13 protein-coding genes are annotated in these 18,046 nt (G+C 48.5%); 3 read left to right on the top strand and 10 right to left on the bottom strand.

Going from position 1 to position 18,046, the window contains the following annotated elements:
- Positions 1-26: 26 nt before the first annotated feature.
- Both J2X05_RS07145 and J2X05_RS07150 read left to right on the top strand, forming a co-directional pair.
- The gene (locus tag J2X05_RS07145; RefSeq protein WP_310070576.1) at positions 27-818 is read left to right on the top strand and encodes a TatD family hydrolase; all 792 of its coding nucleotides are present in this window, start codon (positions 27-29) and stop codon (positions 816-818) included.
- A gap of 61 nt (positions 819-879) precedes the next feature.
- Positions 880-1,497, top strand: a complete 618-nt coding sequence (locus tag J2X05_RS07150) for a dUTP diphosphatase (RefSeq protein WP_310070580.1) — start codon at positions 880-882, stop codon at positions 1,495-1,497.
- A gap of 81 nt (positions 1,498-1,578) precedes the next feature.
- Here J2X05_RS07150 and J2X05_RS07155 read toward each other — a convergent pair whose 3' ends face one another.
- Genes J2X05_RS07155 through J2X05_RS07165 form a run of 3 tightly spaced genes read right to left on the bottom strand, consistent with a single transcriptional unit; the run spans position 1,579 to position 7,072 of the window.
- A complete protein-coding gene (locus J2X05_RS07155; protein WP_310070583.1) occupies positions 1,579-2,307 on the bottom strand; it encodes a Crp/Fnr family transcriptional regulator in 729 nt (242 codons plus the stop codon).
- A 56-nt stretch (positions 2,308-2,363) separates the two neighbouring features.
- Positions 2,364-3,206: a response regulator gene (locus tag J2X05_RS07160; RefSeq protein WP_310070586.1), complete on the bottom strand. Its 843-nt coding sequence runs from the start codon at positions 3,204-3,206 to the stop codon at positions 2,364-2,366.
- Positions 3,203-7,072 carry a PAS domain S-box protein gene (locus tag J2X05_RS07165; protein WP_310070588.1) on the bottom strand — a complete coding sequence of 1,290 codons (3,870 nt, stop codon included), beginning with the start codon at positions 7,070-7,072 and terminating at the stop codon, positions 3,203-3,205. Before J2X05_RS07165 ends, J2X05_RS07160 begins: the two co-directional genes overlap by 4 nt.
- Before the next feature lie 380 nt (positions 7,073-7,452).
- On the opposite strand from J2X05_RS07165, the gene J2X05_RS07170 reads away from it, so the two are divergent.
- The gene (locus tag J2X05_RS07170) at positions 7,453-7,959 is read left to right on the top strand and encodes a hypothetical protein (RefSeq protein ID WP_310070590.1); all 507 of its coding nucleotides are present in this window, start codon (positions 7,453-7,455) and stop codon (positions 7,957-7,959) included.
- 66 nt (positions 7,960-8,025) lie between these two features.
- On the opposite strand, the gene J2X05_RS07175 is transcribed toward J2X05_RS07170, so the two are convergent.
- From J2X05_RS07175 to J2X05_RS07205, 7 genes are all read right to left on the bottom strand, one after another.
- Complete coding sequence (locus J2X05_RS07175) at positions 8,026-8,448, bottom strand: PRC-barrel domain-containing protein (protein WP_310070592.1); 423 nt, start codon at positions 8,446-8,448, stop codon at positions 8,026-8,028.
- A gap of 267 nt (positions 8,449-8,715) precedes the next feature.
- Positions 8,716-9,087: an ElaB/YgaM/YqjD family protein gene (locus J2X05_RS07180; protein ID WP_310070594.1), complete on the bottom strand. Its 372-nt coding sequence runs from the start codon at positions 9,085-9,087 to the stop codon at positions 8,716-8,718.
- A gap of 156 nt (positions 9,088-9,243) precedes the next feature.
- Positions 9,244-11,463, bottom strand: a complete 2,220-nt coding sequence (gene glgX / locus J2X05_RS07185) for a glycogen debranching protein GlgX (protein WP_310070595.1) — start codon at positions 11,461-11,463, stop codon at positions 9,244-9,246.
- 28 nt (positions 11,464-11,491) lie between these two features.
- The gene (locus tag J2X05_RS07190) at positions 11,492-12,019 is read right to left on the bottom strand and encodes a DUF2934 domain-containing protein (protein ID WP_310070597.1); all 528 of its coding nucleotides are present in this window, start codon (positions 12,017-12,019) and stop codon (positions 11,492-11,494) included.
- Positions 12,003-14,939: a malto-oligosyltrehalose synthase gene (locus J2X05_RS07195; protein ID WP_310070601.1), complete on the bottom strand. Its 2,937-nt coding sequence runs from the start codon at positions 14,937-14,939 to the stop codon at positions 12,003-12,005. Before J2X05_RS07195 ends, J2X05_RS07190 begins: the two co-directional genes overlap by 17 nt.
- A 102-nt stretch (positions 14,940-15,041) precedes the next feature.
- Positions 15,042-16,871, bottom strand: a complete 1,830-nt coding sequence (gene treZ, locus J2X05_RS07200; protein ID WP_310070603.1) for a malto-oligosyltrehalose trehalohydrolase — start codon at positions 16,869-16,871, stop codon at positions 15,042-15,044.
- A gap of 44 nt (positions 16,872-16,915) precedes the next feature.
- The gene (locus J2X05_RS07205; protein WP_310070606.1) at positions 16,916-18,025 is read right to left on the bottom strand and encodes a mechanosensitive ion channel family protein; all 1,110 of its coding nucleotides are present in this window, start codon (positions 18,023-18,025) and stop codon (positions 16,916-16,918) included.
- Positions 18,026-18,046 lie beyond the last annotated feature (21 nt).

Here is an 18,046-nt window from a genome sequence, read left to right on the forward strand (position 1 = left end):
TTTTGCTCTTGTTATTGGATGTGCCCATGTTAATCGACTCCCATTGCCACCTCGATCGAATCAAGCTCGATCCCTACGACGGCGACTTGAGCGCTGCCATTGCCGCTGCCCATGAGCGTGGTATCCAGCAAATGTTGTGCATCGGTATTAGTTTGGAAAATATCCAAACAGTGATTGATATTGCGCAAGCCCATCCCCGTGTGGTTGCCTCTGTAGGGGTTCATCCGTGCGATGTGAAAGAGGGCGCTGCAACCGCAGAGCAATTAATCAATTGGGCATCGCAACCCAAGGTGGTTGCGCTGGGTGAAACGGGCTTGGACTATCACTACGAAACTGAAAGCAAAGATATCCAACACGAAAGTTTTGCACTGCATTTAAACGTGGGTAAACAAATTGGCTTGCCCGTGGTTGTGCATACCCGTGAAGCCAAAGCCGATACGCTCGCGTTGATAAAGGAGCACGGCAGCCTCGAGCAGAGCGGCGTATTGCATTGTTTTACTGAAGACTGGGATATGGCGAAAGCTGCGCTGGATTTGAATTACTACATTTCGATTTCTGGTATCGTCACGTTTAAAACCGCCGAACAAATCCGCGATGTGGTGCGCAATATGCCGATAGATCGTTTGTTGGTAGAAACGGATTCTCCTTACCTCGCCCCAATTCCTTATCGTGGTAAACCTAACGAACCAAAGTACGTGCGCGAAGTTGCTCAGTTTGTTGCGGATGTGCGCGGGATTCCTCTAGAAGAACTTGCTGAAAATACGACGGAAAATTTTTATCGTTTATTCAGCAAAGCAAAACAATATCTCCCAATCTAAATGTAGGGGCGCTGCTTGCTGCGCCCAAAAAAAATCTAACCCCTACAAGTAAGGTCCTACAATGAACGCCCAACAAATCAAAATTATGCTCGAGTTACAGGATGCGATGAACACCAAAGTCAACGCTAATTGGAAACAACAAGGTTATGAATGGTATCGCGCCATCTGGGTTGAATGTGCTGAGCTGCTGGATCATTACGGTTGGAAATGGTGGAAAAAGCAATCACCCGACACCGAACAGGTTGCACTCGAATTAATCGATATCTGGCACTTTGGTTTAAGTATCCAATTACAACCAGGTGCGTCGCTCGAAGAAATTATTGCGAAAATCCAAAATGAATTAGTGATTGCTACAGATGAACAAGACTTCCGTCTGGACTTGGAAAAATTTGCTGCTGCAACCCTGGGTGACCGCCAATTCCATCTTGGCTTGTTTGCGCGTTTAATGGCGGGTATCGATATGAGTTTTGAGCAACTCTATCGCGGTTATGTTGGTAAGAATGTACTGAATTTCTTCCGTCAGGATCACGGTTATAAAGACGGCAGTTACCGCAAGCATTGGCACGATGGTCGCGAAGATAACGAGCATTTGGTTGAGGCTGTGCAAAGCCTTGATACAACCAGACCGGAATTTAAAGACGAATTGTATGCGGCCCTGGTGAAGCGTTATTCGATGTGATTGATCTTGCAAGGGAGTGATTATGAGTGGAATGAGCAGTTGAGGGGCTGGGAGTGGGAGATAGGGATATGGCCTCACTCGTTAGTTGACGCTGGACATCAGTCGAATAAATTCTTCTTTAACTACTGAATAGCATTCGCACACGCAGCGCTCCAATTTTGGCCGGTCCAATACGGATATGTGACCACGCCGATAGCGTATACAACCGGCATCTTGCAGGCCTTTTGCGGCTTCCGTAATGCTTTCGCGGCGCACGCCAAGCATATTCGCCACTAACTCCTGCGTCATTAATAATTCTCCTGATGGAATGCGATCAACGGTTAAGAGCAGCCAGCGGCACAGCTGTTGTTCAATAGTGTGGTGGCGATTACACGCGGCGGTCTGGAACATCTGTGTCATCACTGCTTGGGTATAGCGCAGCAAGAGCCGCTGCATTATTCCAGCGGAATTAAATTCTGCTTTTAATATGTGTTGATCCAGCCGGTAAGCGTGCCCGGCAGTTTGAACTATTGCAGTATTGGGTGTGACACTACCTCCTAAGAGGATTGGTAATCCCAACATTCCTTCATTGCCAACTTCAGCGGCCTCGGCGCAGGCTCCCGTGTCCATTATGTATTGTAATGAAATGATACTTGTCGTCGGGAAATAGGCATGGCTAATGTGTTGGTTTGGTCCATAAATTACATCCCCCAATTTTAAGTTCACTGGTTCGAGATGTTTTATTAGCCGATCAGTTTCAGTGCGGCCTAGCTTCGCAAGAATATAATTTTTTTCCGGGGTTTGATTTTCTACGGCAATATTTTTAGGCATAGGCATTCCTTTCTCGTTAAATGAAGCGGCGTTTAAATTGAAATAACTCATTGGCATTACGGCATTTCTTTGCATTGAATTCCGATCCCGCGATAACCAATAAAACGGCTTGAGTGATCAAAAATGGGCGTGCCGCTTACGCGGTAAAAATTTCTATTTCCGGAAGGGGTTGTACGGCTGAAAGAAAAATCAATAAAAGGTTGGCGTGCGGCGATAATGTCTTGAAGCTCTTTGCGTTCGTTTTCATCCCAACCTGATGCTTCATTACTGTTGTTCGCGCTGGTTAGCGTGTTGTTGTCAGTAAAAGAATCTACCTGAAGTCCCAACATCTCCAATACGGGGCCTGACACTCTCGTAAACTTTCCATTTTCATCCTGCTCCCAATACCAATCTGATGCCAGTTCGGTCAGACTGCGAAAACGCGCTTCGCTTTCACGCAATTCTGCTGTGCGTTCCTGTACGGTTTCTTCCAGTAATTTGTTGTAGTTTTCTAGTTTTTTGTATAGCAAGCGTACTTCCAGCATATTGTGAATGCGTGTTTTAACTTCAACTACATCAATGGGTTTACTGATAAAGTCTTTTGCTCCGCATTGTAATGCCCGCAATTTGTGGCCAGGTTGTGCAGTTAATACAATCACGGGTAAATAATCGTTTTGCATATTGGCTTTAAGACATTCCATTACTTGGAATCCGTCCATCTCAGGCATTTGCAGATCAAGCAAAATTAAATCGTAATGGTGTTTTCGGTAGAGTGATCCTACTTCTAGTGGATTCATCGTAGCGCTGACATTGGTATAACCTGCTTCACTCAATAAGGTTTCCAGAAGGGCAACATTAGCTTGTTGGTCATCAACAATCAGAATGCTGGCATTAAGAATGTCTTGCTCTGTTAGCTTCATGCTCTTTCCTCTTTTTTCAATTGGGTTGTTCTTTTTTCTGTTAGCTCAAGCGCTGCATCAAGTGTGCTCGTAAATTCATTAATTCGAATAGGCTTGGTGAGGTAGCGAAAAAAGCCTGCCGCAAGGCCTTTTTCAATGTCATGGGGAATTGCGTTGGCGCTAAGTGCAATCACTGGAATATGCTTGGTTAAAGGATCCTTAGCGAGAATTTTTAACGCTTCCGTACCATTCATGCCAGGCAAATTAATATCCATTAATATTAAATCCGGCTGAGCCAAGCGCGCCTGTTCGACTCCTGCAAATCCATCGCGTGCGGTGAGCAGAAGAAAATCTGTTCGCGATTCCATTATGTCTTCCACTAAGGTTAAGTTGGCTGGATTATCTTCTACATAAAGGAGAGTATATTTTGTTGCGCCATTCTTTATGGGGTGAAGCTTAGGCGTTGGAGGGATTTCGCTGTTAGCAATCACCATAGGGTTTTCTGTTCCCATTAACAGTTCGACACTGAAGATGGTGCCTTTCCCCACTTTACTTTCAACGGAAATTTTTCCTCCCATCAGTTTAATAAGGCGCTTGGTCATCACCAGCCCTATACCTGTACCTTCCTCGTTGCTATTTTCTTTCCCGAGGCGATTAAACGGCTGAAACAATTGTGAAAGCTGTTCGGGTGATAAACCCTCGCCGGTATCTTCGACACTGATTTTCACGCGTCCCGGTCGATATTCCTTGCAGGTCACGGTTACCTTGCCGTTTGGGCGGTTATATTTAATGGCATTGGAAAGGAGGTTTATGAGTACTTGTTTTAACCGGGTGTTGTCAGCGGTCACTACAAATGCTGATTCAAATTCTGGGAAATTTAGCGTGATATTACGGTTAAGTGCTTGCGGTTCAACCATGGCTTTGCACTCACGCATAAGGCCGGGGAGCGAAACCATTTCCATGGATAGCGGAAGGCGACCGGACTCGATGAGCGTAAGATCAAGAATTTCATTAATCAAATCCAGTAGATACCATCCCGCCTGTAGTATTTGTAGCACGCTACGTTTTTGGGACGGGGTTGGTGGTGGATTACTGGCATCAATTAATTGTGCAAATCCCAAGATGGCATTCAATGGTGTGCGTAGTTCATGACTCATGTTGGAAAGAAAATCGGATTTTGCGCGGTTGGCTTTTTCTGCGAGATTTTTGGCTTTATTCAGTTCAAGATTATTTTCCAGAAGCACCTGATCTAGCCGTTTTCGTTCGCTTATATCAATCAGCATATTGATGCCGCCGATAATCTTGCCAGCAGTATCGCGCAGAGGGGTAGGGTGGGCGACAAAGTTGACGCGTGATTTGTCTGGCCGTTCTGCCATTGCCTCTACACCGAATAGAGCTCGCCCCTCTCTAAGTGCAATTGCCATTGGGCATTCTTCATAAGGCATGGCGGAGCCGTCGGGGTGGAATAACCGTAAACCCTTGCACCACTTGTCGTTACCCAATTCGGGTTCGCAGCCGGAAAATTCCACTGCGGTTTGGTTAAAGTGCGTTAACCTGCCTTCGGCATCGGTTGCGTAAATAGCAACAGGTAGTGCATTGATCACGGCGCGCAAATGACGCTCGCTTTCGCGCAATGTTTCTTCAGTGCGTTTGATTTCGGTGATATCAAGGTTAGTGCCGACAATGGATTCTACTTTGCCTTGCGAATCGGTGCGCAAGGTTTCAACAGAGCGGATATGTCGAATAGCATTAGTGCCGCTTTGTTTGATGCGAAACTCCCGGGTGCTTCCTTTTTGCAGGTGAATAGCATTGTCCCAGCCTTCTTGTTCAATCCTGTCATTAGGCAACAAGTGTTGTGGCCAGAGGTCGCGCGTTACAATACCATCGGGAGTCGGTTGTACACCGTAGATGCGGAACATTTGCTTATCCCAACGCATACGATTATCGACAAGATTCAATTCCCAAATGCCTACGCCAGTTGCCTCAGTGGCCAAGCGAACGCGTTCATCACTTTCGCGTAACGCCTGTTCTGATAATTTTCGTTGTGTGACATCGGTAAATAAAATAGCGACCTTCTTGCTACCTTGTTTACCCAAGCGGCAGGTATAAATATCAAACCAACGCTGGAGCGATGGAACCTGGTATTCGAAACGGATTGGCTCACCGGTTTGTAGCACCTGATCATAGACAGCAAATAGATCCGCGCCTAAGTCGGGGATAAATTCACTGACATATCGACCCTGTGCATTTTTGAAGCCGCTGTGTTTTTCAAAAGAAGGATTGATTTCGAGAAAAAACTGATCTACGGGTTGATCATTTTTGTAAATAATTTCAGCGACACAGAAGCCTTCATCGATCGTTTCAAACAAGCTGCGGTAACGGTATTCGGATTCGAGCATTAAGGCTTCAGCATGCTTACGTGCAGTGATGTTGCGCAATACGCAGGCTAGATAGCGTTGGCCGCCCAAACGCATTTCATTGACAGCAATTTCCATGGGTAGGAATTGTCCATCCTTTTGCTGCCCTATAACTTCGCGAACTATGCCTTTACTGCGTTCTTCCAGCGACGTTTTGTAATAGTCCAGTGCACCTGGTGTCCCATCTAACTCGGGGACAATGATGCTAATTTTTTGGCCAACCAATTCAGCAGCTTTATAGCCAAACATTTTCTCGGTTGCGGTATTAACGCTTTCTATTACCTGGGTGCGTGCATTAAAGGTCACTATGCCATCACTCACCGTATCCAATATTGTTTTGATCCGTTCAGTGCTATCAAGGAGGGCTTGTTGCGCGGCGTTTTCTGCAGTGATATTGCGAAATACTAATACGGCACCGATAACCTGGCCATCGCGGTCGCGAATCGGTGCACAACTATGGGAGATATTATATTCGGTACCATCGGGCAAAATGAGTATGTTATTACTTGCACCCTGGGCAACGCCGTGCAGCAGAGTTTCCAATACCGGATTTAATACAGATTCGCGCGTTTCTTTGTTGACGAGATGGAAAAATTCGCAAATTGATTTGCCGGCAGCCATTTCAATTGTAGATGCCGTTAGCTGTTCAGCCACGTGGTTCATCAAGGTTACCGATGCATTGCAATCAGTAGCTATTACTGCGTCCGCGATTGAATTGAGTGTCACCTCCAGTTTTCTTTCACTATCTTGCACGGTGATATAAGCAAGATTCAGTTGCTGATTCATTGCCTCTTGTTTGTCGAGGGAGCGTTTTGTTTCGAGATGGACCAGATCCATTAAGCGCTGGTGAATATTGCGATAAATTCCATAGGCAAATGCCTGGGCAAATAACAACATAAAAACACTGACGAGTACGATAAATCCAAATAGATATCCCATATATTTGCGGTGGTCGCTTCTGTATCGCTGAAGCAGTTTATTTTGGATCTCTTGATATTCTTTTAGTACGGCACGGAGATTATTCATTAGCTCTGTGCCTTCACCATTGGTAAACCTGAGAAGCAGGTCGCCTGATTCTATTTGGCCTGTGTCTGCAATAGTGGCTGCAAGAAATTCGAGTTGCTCGTCAATAATAGGTGTTAGCTTATCAACTTGTTCCATGCTTTCAGTGCTGCTTGATGCATTCCGTAGGAGCTTTATTTCCTTTTTTATATTATCCCGTGTATCAAAATAGGGCTGCAAAAATTTGGTGTCATAGGTCAATATGTATCCACGAGTTCCGATTTCAGAGTCTACAAGTAGCGATAAAATCTTTTGGGCGCTATTTATAGCGAGTGTTGTTTGCATGCGAAGCCTGTCCGCTGCTTTCATCCGGTCAAAAAACCAAAATAATGTAGCTGCAATAATCACCACAATAATCGTAGGCGTACTGAGTAAAAATATATTCTTGCGGGTAACTTTTGCTTTCATAAAATCTACTCTACTACACGGTCATAGACTCATTGTGCTGAAGGGGGGTAATAGTTGTTGCTATACGTTGCTCTGGAAGAGCCATCCGGCTGTGATGATATGCCTGTAACCGCCGGATAATCCGATTATTGCGTGTGTCGGTCTGTTGGATGGCTAACATATCCACCTTTTTGGGAAAGTTCGTATGAAGATATTCGCTGGTTTTGAATCCAGGTCACATTATTTCAGCGGCTGTTACATTGTTAGTTAAACAAATGTTTAATAAATGGCTCTGGAAAATAATTTATTAATAAGTACGTAAACGCACAGAGTGTCCATTTGTGGGTGAGTACCATGATGTATTAACCGCCATTTTTGGTTCTCATCAAAGGGGAAAGATAATGGAAACTTATCATCACTATGTGTCCGGTTTTTTTGCGCACCGCGATCAAGCGGAAAAGGTGGTATCAGAACTGGTAGTTGCTGGTTTGCCATTGGTGCGCGTTCACCTTTTTGACAAAGATTCCATGCCTCCTACTCATACGGCTACTGACAGTAGCGAAGGGGTTTTAAAAGACATTGTTGTTGATGGTGCTATCGGAACGGCTGTAGGAACAGGAGTGGGTGCTTTATTGACTGCGGCAATGGTTGCTGCAAATGTGACGTTATTTGTTGCCAGCCCATTAATCGGTCCGTTGGTTATGTTGGGGTGGGGAGCGAGTATTGGTGGATTGGTGGGAGCAAGTGTGGGTGCTGCGGAAAAAGTAAAACCTTTGTCCGAATTGGTTCACGATGCAATAGTTAGTGGAAGTCTGGTGGTGGTAGTTGAAACTTTGTCGATTGAAGAGACAGAGACTGCCGGGAAAATTTTCAAGGATGCAGTAGGCGATTACACTGAAGCAAAGTAAGTTTAACTGCGTTTAGTCCGCAAAAACAACGCCCTCGGTATTGCGAGGGCAGATGCTTGCGCGCAATTAATTGCGCAGACGACTGGTGTAAGGCTTGGTTCCATAATAGGAATGAAGGTCATTTGCCAAGGTTTTGTCAGCCAAATCTGGCCAGCTGTCTTTATCAAATCCCGGTGCATTTTTCAGTCGATCTTTATCTACATCAAGTAGAAAGCGTTTGTTTTCAGTATCGAGTTTAAGAGCAGTCCAAGGCACTGCAAAAAGTTTTTCGCCCATGCCGAGAAATGAGCCAAAAGACAACACGGCATATTCGATATTGCCGGTGGCAACGTCGAGCATAATTTCCTTGATATCACCAATGTCTTCATTTTGGAGATTGCAAACATCATTACCTATTAGCGTGTCTGCTCCCATGAGTCGTGGTCCCGGGCCATCATTGTGATGATCTGCTTTATAGATGCCATAAGTGTCGCGAGTTTCGTAGTTCATTTTTGATCTCCTAATTATTAACAGGGGTAAAATCATTAAAATAAAAGGATCGCAGTTAATTCCTTTCATCTTATGTGCACTATAACCAAGCAAATTTTGATGGTCTGTACGAGAGTTAACAGAGGTAAATAAAATCAGAAATTAAAACAATGAGGATGGATTTATCGATATAAATAGATTGCAGGAAAATTAAGGGGAAGGGAGGTTGTGCAAAAAGCATAGCGAAGCGGCAAGAAAACGAGGGGCAAGATTGCCCCTCCCGAATGGTTATTTGGCTGAGCTTTCATCGCGATGGCCAAGTAACATGCCTAAAACAAAACTCACAAGTGCGCTGGTTCCAATAATAGCCCAAGGTTTTTCATGGACATACTCATTGGTGCGAACGGCGGTTTTCCGCGCTTGTGTTAGCACCGTGTCGCCAGCATGACTAAAGCGATGTTTGGCTGCATTGATGCGTTGATTAATTTTGATTTTGGCCTGCGCCAAATCGTCGCCAGTTAGCGACGCAGTTTCTTTGACGAGGCTTTCAATATCACTAACAAAACTTTTAAATTCGTTGGTGATATCTGTCGATGCTTCGTGAATTTTATCTTTACTAATGCCTACTTCTTTTTTGGCGGTATGGGATAGTATTGACATGGCAACTACCTTCTACGTTAAGGGTTAATGAAATATATTTATTGGCAATTGGTTGGATTATTCACCTATTGCCAACCATCCATTTAATCTTAAATAGAGCCCGGTTTTTGGTCTGTGTGACATCTAACTTATCTATAAAACCTTTTTTAATTTTCGCTATTTCTCGGATGTGAGTATGGGTAAAGCCTCTATTAGCGTTGAAATTTCTTCTGGATTTATTGCACTGGTGTTATCGGAGTGAAGTTCAAATAGTAATAGCGATCGTTGCGTTACTACGAATGTGTAACTAAAGTCGAAAATTTCTGCTGACCTCGCAGCGGTTAAGTTGGTATCGAGCAAACAATTCCAGCCTATTCCTTTCACGACTTCTGGCAGAGTGAAATTAACGGGAAAATCATGCGCATTTAATATTAATAATAATGTGGCATCGTGCCCCGGGCGTTGAATTCCCGACACTTGTGCACGCCCGTCGATGATTACACCCAGGCAGGATGCATCCAAATTTCCCCAGTGAGCCTCGGTCATTTCATCACCGTTGGGGGTAATCCAGGTTACATCTTTAACGCCTGTAGTTTCGTTATAGTTTCCGACCAAAAACCGATTGCGGCGCAGGATCGGGTAATCGTGACGCAACTGGATTAATCGTCGCGTGAAATCGAGCAGCTCTTGCGCTTCTTCATCGAGATCCCAATTCAACCAGTTCAATTCGTTGTCCTGGCAATAAGTATTGTCATTGCCTTGTTGAGTGTGGCCAATTTCATCGCCGGCGCGAAGCATAGGCGTACCTTGCGACAACAATAATGTGGCAAGGTAGTTGCGTATTTGCCGCAGCCGAATTGCGCGAATGTCGGGGTCATCCGTGGGGCCTTCTGCACCGTGATTGAATGACAAACTGTTAGTGTTGCCCCGGTCATTTTCATCGGCGTTGGCTTCATTGTGCGGTGAGTTGTAGCTCACTAAATCGCGCAGGCTGAAACCATCGTGCGCGGTGATAAAGTTGACGGATGAATAAGGTTTGCGGCCGCCTTTATTGAATAAGTCGCCTGAAGCAGTAATTCGACTGGCCAATTCAGGAAGCTTGCCTTTATCTCCACGCCAGAAGGTGCGCACCGTATCGCGGAAGCGATCATTCCACTCAACCCAGCCCGGTGGGAATGCACCCACCTGATAACCGCCCAAGCCGCAATCCCAAGGTTCGGCAATCAGTTTTAGCTGACTTAACGTTGGATCCTGGCGGCAGCCAACATGGAAGGCGTGGCGTTCGTTGAAGCCGTTTTTTTCGCGCGCCAGAATGGTGCCCAAATCAAAGCGGAAACCATCCACGCCCATATCAATTGTCCAGTAGCGCAGCGAATCTGTGACCAACCGTAAGACGCAGGGGTGGGACAGATCCAGCGTATTACCCGTGCCAGAATCATTGATGTAATAGCGTTTGTTATCTGGCATTAGCCGATAGTAGGTGAGGTTGTCGATGCCGCGCATGGACAGCGTAGGGCCGCGCTCGTTACCTTCGGCGGTATGGTTGTAAACCACATCGAGAATGAGCTCCAGACCTGCATCGTGCAGTGCTGCTGCCATCTCTTTGAACTCGCGCAATTCCCCCGTGGCAAGGTATTCGCAATGGGGCGCCAAAAACGCAATGCTGTTGTAGCCCCAATAATTTTTGAGCCCTTTTTCCAGCAGCTGATTGTCGTGTACAAAAGCATGCACCGGGAGCAGTTCAAGACTGGTGACGCCAAGTGATTTGATATGTTTGAGTAGGTCTTTGTTGGTCAAGCCCGCAAACGTGCCGCGCAAATGTTCCGGTACCGAGGGGTGGCGCATGCTCATGCCGCGCAAGTGTGCTTCGTAAATAATCGTTTTATCCCAGGCGACGCTGTGGGAATGTTTGCCCTGCCAGTCAAACGTCGAGTCGATGACTTTTGCTTTTGGTACAAACGCCGCGCTGTCGCGCTCATCGAAGCTCAGGTCGCCATCGGGCGAATCGAGCGTGTAACCAAAGATAGCGGCATCCCATTTCAGCTCGCCCACCAACTGCTTGGCGTAGGGGTCAATGAGCAATTTGTGATGGTTAAAGCGGTAACCCGCATCCGGCTCGTATGGGCCATACACGCGATAACCGTAAACCTGCCCAATGCGTACATCCGGCAAATACCCATGCCAGATTTCGTCGGTAAACTCCGGTAATTCAATACGTTCAAGTTCCCGTTTGCCTTGCTGGTCAAACAGGCAGAGTTCAACTTTGGTGGCGTGGGCAGAAAAAATTGCGAAATTGACTCCCTGTCCGTCCCAGGTTGCGCCGAGAGGAAAAGGTTTTCCCTCGCAAATCCGCATGGTCTGCTTTACTGCCGCATGAATTTTTTCTCTGGTGGTCATGGCCATTCTCCTTGTGCAAAGACAATTGTTACAGGCTCATTGAATCCTGGTTTTTGGTGGCGCGGGGTTTGCGCGCTTTGGTCGTCCTCGGGCCGGGTGACGCATTCGCCTCATCACTTTTCATAGATGTTGACGATGACGGTGTTGAGGCTGCCTTTTTTGGTTTGCTCGCGGTTGGCTGAATAGGCTGGGCTGGATTCCCGGGCTGAACGGGGTCGGTCGGGTGGATAGGTTGGGGCGGTGGAGTTGGCGATATGTGCGGTGGCGGTTGCACCGGCGCTATAGGGTCAACCGGTACATTGGGTTGCGCAGGCTGGTCGGGTTGCGGCGGCGCAGGATCGATTTCGGGTTTTGGATTCGGGTCGAACGGCTCTTCCGGAGCAATGATGCTTTTGATGTGGCCGGTGACTTTTTCGTGGGGATATACGCTTTTTTGAGCCTCTACTAATTTGCAGGCCATCTCCCAATGCCGATATTCATGCCCCGTAGGGCAGCCTTCAGATTCCCAAATTTGGTGGGCAAATTCGCGGATGCGTTGTTCATGAGCATTCATCATGCAGTTCTCCTGGGGTAGGTGTTTTAAATGTGGATTGGTTGGGTTGAAGGGATGTGGTGGAGCGTGCAATCGATAAATGCACCGGGAATCCATCCAATAGTTGCGCTACCGGCAAACGGCCTGAAGGGGCTTGACACCGCGCATTGCTGAGCAATGAGTGAGTAAAAATCCGGCCCGAGAGTTGTGAAGGTAATAACACTTGGGTATCTCCCCAGGCAGCGGCTGGAATCAGGGGTAAACCGGTATCGTCGAGTAGCGAAGTGGTGAGGCGAGGTATCACGACCAACAAGCAGTTATCCTTGTGTTCGCGCGTAAAGGCGAGCACGTGATCTGCTTGCTCGCCCTCCACCGTTAATGCTTGGTAATCGCCTGCGGAAAATAATGCTGGATACTGCTTGCGAGTGCTGAGCGTGCGACTGATCAGCCATTGTTTTAGCCGGCCATCCGGCCAGTGCTGAACTAAATCAGCCGGCGCAGTGCGTTCTACCTGTGCGAGCGCCGTGCGGCGGCAGAAGAAATCCACGGGTTGGCGATTGTCCGGGTCAACGAGGCTGAAATCCCAAAATTCGGTGCCTTGATACAGATCCGGCACACCGGGGCAGGTCATCCGCAACAGTGTCTGGCTCAGGCTATTCAGCACACCAGCCGGTGCGATGGTATGCGCCGCAGCGCAAATGTCCTCACACAATTCGACCCTGTCTACAGACGTCAGGAGATCAGTGACAAAGCGGGTACAGGCGGCTTCGTATTCGGCATTGGGTGCGCTCCAATGACTGCGTAATTTTGCCTCGCGCAGTGCCTTCTCTTGCCAGCGCAACACCCGCGTGAGAAAGGCTTCCATCGCCGCTTCATCATCGGCCTCCAGTTGGGGTGGCCAGCATCCAAGCAGGGTTTGGTAGAGAATCAGTTCGTCGCCGGGAGATGGCGCGATTCCGTCCGGTAGCTCGGTCCGCAACGATCTTGCCGCGGTTTGCCAGTTGGCCACTTTCTCGCTGAACCACACGGACCGCTCACTGATTACCGCGAGGCGCGCGCGCGTATCTTCACCGCGTTTATGGTCATGGGTGGCGGTGGTAAGCAAGTTATGTGGGAAGCTTCTGGCGCGCTCTCCGTTGCGCGCATGAAACTGCGCGGGTGGGGCGCTGAAATGTTGCGGATCAAAGCCGACGTCGTTGCGTGATAACAGCACTGCAGAGCGGTAGCAGGCGGTGTCCTCAACTGCTTTGGCGGCGGCAGGTGATGTAAGTTGCTGGAAACGCGCAAGTACTTTCCGCCGCAAATCGCGTGTTGCGCCCGGGGGTAACTCATGCAAGGGCTCACCACCCAGCCAGCGGTCAAGATGTTCCAGCAGAGGCCAATCAGCTTCGGCCAAGGTCGTCTTCGCGCCCGCCAATGCGCGATTAAAGAACTCAATTTGGTCAGACGCGGTGCGGCCACAAACAGTGACATAAGTGCGGTAGACCGGGAAGTGGACGACCAATTCGATCAGCGCGCGGCGCAATGCGCTGAGGGTGAGGTCGCGGGTGCGTATATCGAGGCGGGCAATCGATAGCAGTCCTTGCGCGACGGTTTCCACGTCCCCGGCCAGATTGCTGGAGAGCACCAAACGCCGCGCTTCTTTAACTTCCTCCTCAAATGTTCCTGCGCGTCCACTCACGCGGCTCCATAAATCGTAAAGCTGAAATGCTCCTTTGGGGTCGTGTTGCAACAGCGATACCTGGTTCATAAATTCATAGCCGGTGGTGCCATCGAGCATCCAATCCCGCGCAAGTTGTTCGCCGTCTGCCAGTATTTTTTCCGCATAAAGGGGCAGGTGGCCCTTTTTTAATTCTGTTGGGCGCTCAAGGACGAGGCGATCAAGACGGCGGCGTAATTTACGGCAGTAAGCGCGTGGATTGGCCAAACCATCCACGTGGTCGATACGCAGCCCATCAATTATCCCGCGCTCAATCAGCTCAAAAATCCTGGCGTGGATGGCCTCAAACACTTGCTGCCGTTCCACTCGCAATCCGCCCAGTTCGTTTACATCGAAGAACCTGCGCCAATTGATATCGTCAGCGGCGGTGCGCCAGCTGGCTAGCCGGTAATACTGAAGTTCCAGCAGATGATGGAGTCTGTCGAGGTTATCAGTTGATTGTGTCCCATCTGAATCTGTTATTGCAGGTTCGGGCTGGTCGGATGTCTCTGCGTTGTTCGGGGTAATGCGATAGAGCGCAAGCACAGCTGCAATACTTGCGCGTTGTTCTGGTTGCCGGGCGGTCTCTCGCAGTTGCTGGTGCAGAGTAGGTGCAGCTTGCCAACCATCGGCGCTGGTTTCGAGAGCGGCAAAAGGTTGGGCGAATGCCTGCAAAACCGGATCTGGCGAGTTGTACAGGATATGGCTGTAGCTGGCAGGGCTCAGCGGAAAATAGTGGTCAAAGTGGCGTGCATAGAATTCGCCAGTGTCTTCGTTGAAATGGACGGTTATTTCACCTGCTGCCAATACATCGCCGTAGTTGGTACGCAAGAAGGGAACTAATAACTGGCCTTTAAGAGCCGGGTCAGGGGAATTCCATTGGATATCAAAAAACTTGGCGTAGCGGCTTTTGGCTCCCCATTTCAGCGCATCAAGCCACCAGGGGTTATCGTCCTTACCTACGGCCATATGGTTGGAGACGATATCGACAATCAAGCCCATGTCATATCGTCGCAGTTCGGCGACGAGCCGCTCCAGCGCTTCCTCTCCGCCTAGCTCCGGATTTACCTGCGTTGGGTCGACGACATCGTATCCATGTTGCGAGCCTGCACGCGCTTTAAGGATGGGTGACGAGTAGATATGGCTTATGCCCAGCTCGCTAAAATAGGCGACCAAGGGTATCGCGTCATCAAACGTAAAATCGCGATGGAATTGCAGTCTGACAGTGGCACGAACGTCTGGCATCGTGTTGAGTTCCCGCATGGGTATCAATTAAAACAATACCCGCTTTGTCTCAAATCCTGCGCTTTGCTGTCTGTTGGTTAGCTAACAGAGGGGCAGCAGGGATTAAAGACGCATAATGACGACCGCACTGTAGGGCGGGAGGATTCCTTGCTGGTAATCAGACTCCGCCACATTATGGCGAAACAGGGGGTGTTCACCGTCCCACGGGGGGGACGCCATTACCCGGGAATGCGACAGATTAAGATAAATACCCAGCTGGCTACCGTTACCCAAAATCCAGGCCGCCCGTATGGCCCTCGGCCCCATGATGGTGGTGCCAGTCGAGCGTGCCCCTGGCAGGAAAGGAGTTACGTGGGTGCGACGCAGAGTGAGTAGCTGCTGGTAAAAGCTCCACCAACGTTCGCGCTCCGACAGCTGGCCCTCCTCTTGCTCATCAGTGTCACTGTTTCCGGTGAATTCGATTCTGGAGCTGAGAAAGGTGCTGATGGCGTTGGGATCAGGGATTTGTTGGCGCATTGATGGGTCCTGAAATTGCGTGAAGTGCGCAAATTCTGCCCGCCGCCCATCACGTACCGCTTTGGCCAAATTGTCTTCATGGTCGGTGAAATACAAAAATGGGTGCTTTTCTCCCCACTCTTCGCCCATAAACAACATTGGGATCATGGGCGAGAGGAGCATTAATGTAACCGCAGCTTTCAACGCATCGGGATCGGCAATTTGGGGCAGGCGCTCGCCTAGCGCGCGATTGCCCACCTGATCATGATTCTGTAAAAAAAGTACAAAAGCAGTCGGCGATAGATGGGCGCTGGGTTCACCACGGTAACGTCCGGTATGGCTCATCTCACCCTGGTAAATAAATCCTTCACCCAGGCAGCGCGCCAGCTTGACCGTAGGGGATTTGGCGAAATCGGCGTAATAGCCTTCATCTTCACCAGTGAGCAAGTAATGCAGCACATTGTGGCCGTCGTCGTTCCATTGGGCATTGAACCCCTCTTCCAGCAGACTGGCGGAATTGTCTTCATTTTCCAGAATTAAATGGACATGGCGATTGAACGGAAGGGCACTGCGTACCCGATCGGCCAATTCGACCAGGAAATCCTTTTCGCTGATCGTATGTACTGCATCCAGGCGCAATCCATCAAAGCGATAGTCGAAAATCCACATGAGGGCGTTTTCGCAAAAAAAATCGCGCACTTCGCGCTTGCGAAAATCAATTGCGGCCCCCCACGGAGTGTGTATGTCGTGACGAAAGAACCCGCTTGCGTACTCACCGAGATAATTGCCATCCGGGCCAAAGTGGTTGTAGACCACATCCAGAAATACCATTAGGCCCAGGCTGTGGGCAGTATCAATCAGGCGCTTCAATTCGTCAGGTGTACCGTAAGACGCCTCCGGGGCGAAAGGCAAGACACCGTCATAACCCCAATTGCGAGTACCGGGAAACTCATTAATGGGCATTAGCTCAATAGCGGTTATCCCCAATCGTGCCAGCGAAGGCAACAGTCTCTCGACCTTGCTAAAACCGCCAATGAGCCCGACGTGCAGCTCATACAATACGGTCTGGTGCCATGGCAAACCTTCCCATGAATTGGTTTGCCAGGGGTATGCCTGATCAACTACGCAACTCAACCCATGGGCATCGCCATGTTGGAGTCGGGCAGCAGGATCTGGTACTCGTGCCTTGCCATTAATGATGTAGCGATAAGCTGTGCCCGCGACACATTCAACGCGGGTGCTGTACCAGCCGTTTTTTTTATATTCCAGTGGATAAAGTCGCCCATCCCCCAAGCTGACATCAACTTTGTCCGCATCGGGAGCCCACAGTGAAAAGCGTGTAGTGCCATCCGGTAACGGAAAGGCGCCATGTGAATAAGTTTCTTGCACGCTTTCATATTTGGTAAAAGCGCTTTTAGTGGTGGTGCTATAAGGCATATCAAACTGCTCCGCGTATTTTTGCGTAGAGGCAATCGCAATGTTTAATCGGCTGCCGGAGTGCTATCACGATTTTTTTTAGCTGGTTGAAAGTCGATAGTTGCTGAGTCTTCAAAATAATTGGTGCGCAATTGCGGTAGATAATCCGGATGGTTAGTGGCAATAAATTGCACCAGTTTTTCACGCAGCAGGCAGCGCAAATCCCAACTGTTGCTGGCGTTGCTGGAGCTAACCAGAATGCGTAACTGAATGGCTTTATCGCTGGTATCAGTGACCTGGATGTTGCTTACGCGGCCGTCCCATAATTCAGGATTTTGTTTGCACAAGCGCTCCAGTTCATTGCGCAAGGGATCAAGCGGCATTGCATAGTCGACCCATAAAAATAATGAACCTAATAATTGGGTGGATTCCCTTGTCCAGTTTTGGAATGGATTTTCAATAAAATATTGCAGCGGCACTATCAGGCGCCGCTCATCCCATATTTTTATAACCACATAAGTACTGGTAATTTCTTCGATGCGCCCCCATTCATTTTCCACAATCACCACATCGTCGAGACTAAGAGGTTGGGTGATTGCGATCTGTAATCCTGCGATCAAATTACCTAACACGGGTTTCGCCGCGAAACCTACCGCCAGACCTGCTAAACCCGCAGAAGCTAACAAGCTGGCGCCGATTTGTTTTGCGCCGGGGAAAGTCATCAACATGGCGGCGACGCCGAATAAAATAACGAAAAAAGAGAGTGTATGAACGAGCACTTGTGTCTGTGTGTGAATTTTTCGTGCCGTGCGGTTGTCACTCACTTGAATGGGGTGACGTTTGAAAATCACCTGACGGCCTGCGTCTACAAAACGTAATCCCAGCCAGATAATTACGCCAATAATAGCCAGCGTAATAAGATGGTTGACAGCACCTGCAAAACGCAACGTCTCTGGTGCTGAACGCCACACTATTTGCAAACCAATAAGGGGTATTAAAAAATGCAGCGGCGGTTTGACGCGTTCAAGTAAATCGCGCGCAAACGAAAATGGGTTGGCTATACGTGTCAATAAAAACGTAACCCCTGGTGCTACTAATGAAAGTACAACAAGGGTAATTAGCGCCGTTGCTAAAAAAGTTAATTCAGGAACATGCTCTGCCCAGTTGTAATTCATGACTATGCCTTTATTAACGCG

The sequence above is a fragment of the Cellvibrio fibrivorans genome, from assembly GCF_031457055.1.
Classification (GTDB): Bacteria; Pseudomonadota; Gammaproteobacteria; order Pseudomonadales; family Cellvibrionaceae; genus Cellvibrio; species Cellvibrio fibrivorans.

Bases quoted from the DNA above. Each gene is read 5' to 3' on its own strand.
- J2X05_RS07145 (WP_310070576.1), top strand. From the start codon at position 27: ATGTTAATCGACTCCCATTGCCACCTCGATCGAATCAAGCTCGATCCC.
- J2X05_RS07150 (WP_310070580.1), top strand. From the start codon at position 880: ATGAACGCCCAACAAATCAAAATTATGCTCGAGTTACAGGATGCGATG.
- J2X05_RS07155 (WP_310070583.1), bottom strand. From the start codon at position 2,307: ATGCCTAAAAATATTGCCGTAGAAAATCAAACCCCGGAAAAAAATTAT.
- J2X05_RS07160 (WP_310070586.1), bottom strand. From the start codon at position 3,206: ATGAAGCTAACAGAGCAAGACATTCTTAATGCCAGCATTCTGATTGTT.
- J2X05_RS07165 (WP_310070588.1), bottom strand. From the start codon at position 7,072: ATGAAAGCAAAAGTTACCCGCAAGAATATATTTTTACTCAGTACGCCT.
- J2X05_RS07170 (WP_310070590.1), top strand. From the start codon at position 7,453: ATGGAAACTTATCATCACTATGTGTCCGGTTTTTTTGCGCACCGCGAT.
- J2X05_RS07175 (WP_310070592.1), bottom strand. From the start codon at position 8,448: ATGAACTACGAAACTCGCGACACTTATGGCATCTATAAAGCAGATCAT.
- J2X05_RS07180 (WP_310070594.1), bottom strand. From the start codon at position 9,087: ATGTCAATACTATCCCATACCGCCAAAAAAGAAGTAGGCATTAGTAAA.
- glgX (WP_310070595.1), bottom strand. From the start codon at position 11,463: ATGACCACCAGAGAAAAAATTCATGCGGCAGTAAAGCAGACCATGCGG.
- J2X05_RS07190 (WP_310070597.1), bottom strand. From the start codon at position 12,019: ATGATGAATGCTCATGAACAACGCATCCGCGAATTTGCCCACCAAATT.
- J2X05_RS07195 (WP_310070601.1), bottom strand. From the start codon at position 14,939: ATGCCAGACGTTCGTGCCACTGTCAGACTGCAATTCCATCGCGATTTT.
- treZ (WP_310070603.1), bottom strand. From the start codon at position 16,871: ATGCCTTATAGCACCACCACTAAAAGCGCTTTTACCAAATATGAAAGC.
- J2X05_RS07205 (WP_310070606.1), bottom strand. From the start codon at position 18,025: ATGAATTACAACTGGGCAGAGCATGTTCCTGAATTAACTTTTTTAGCA.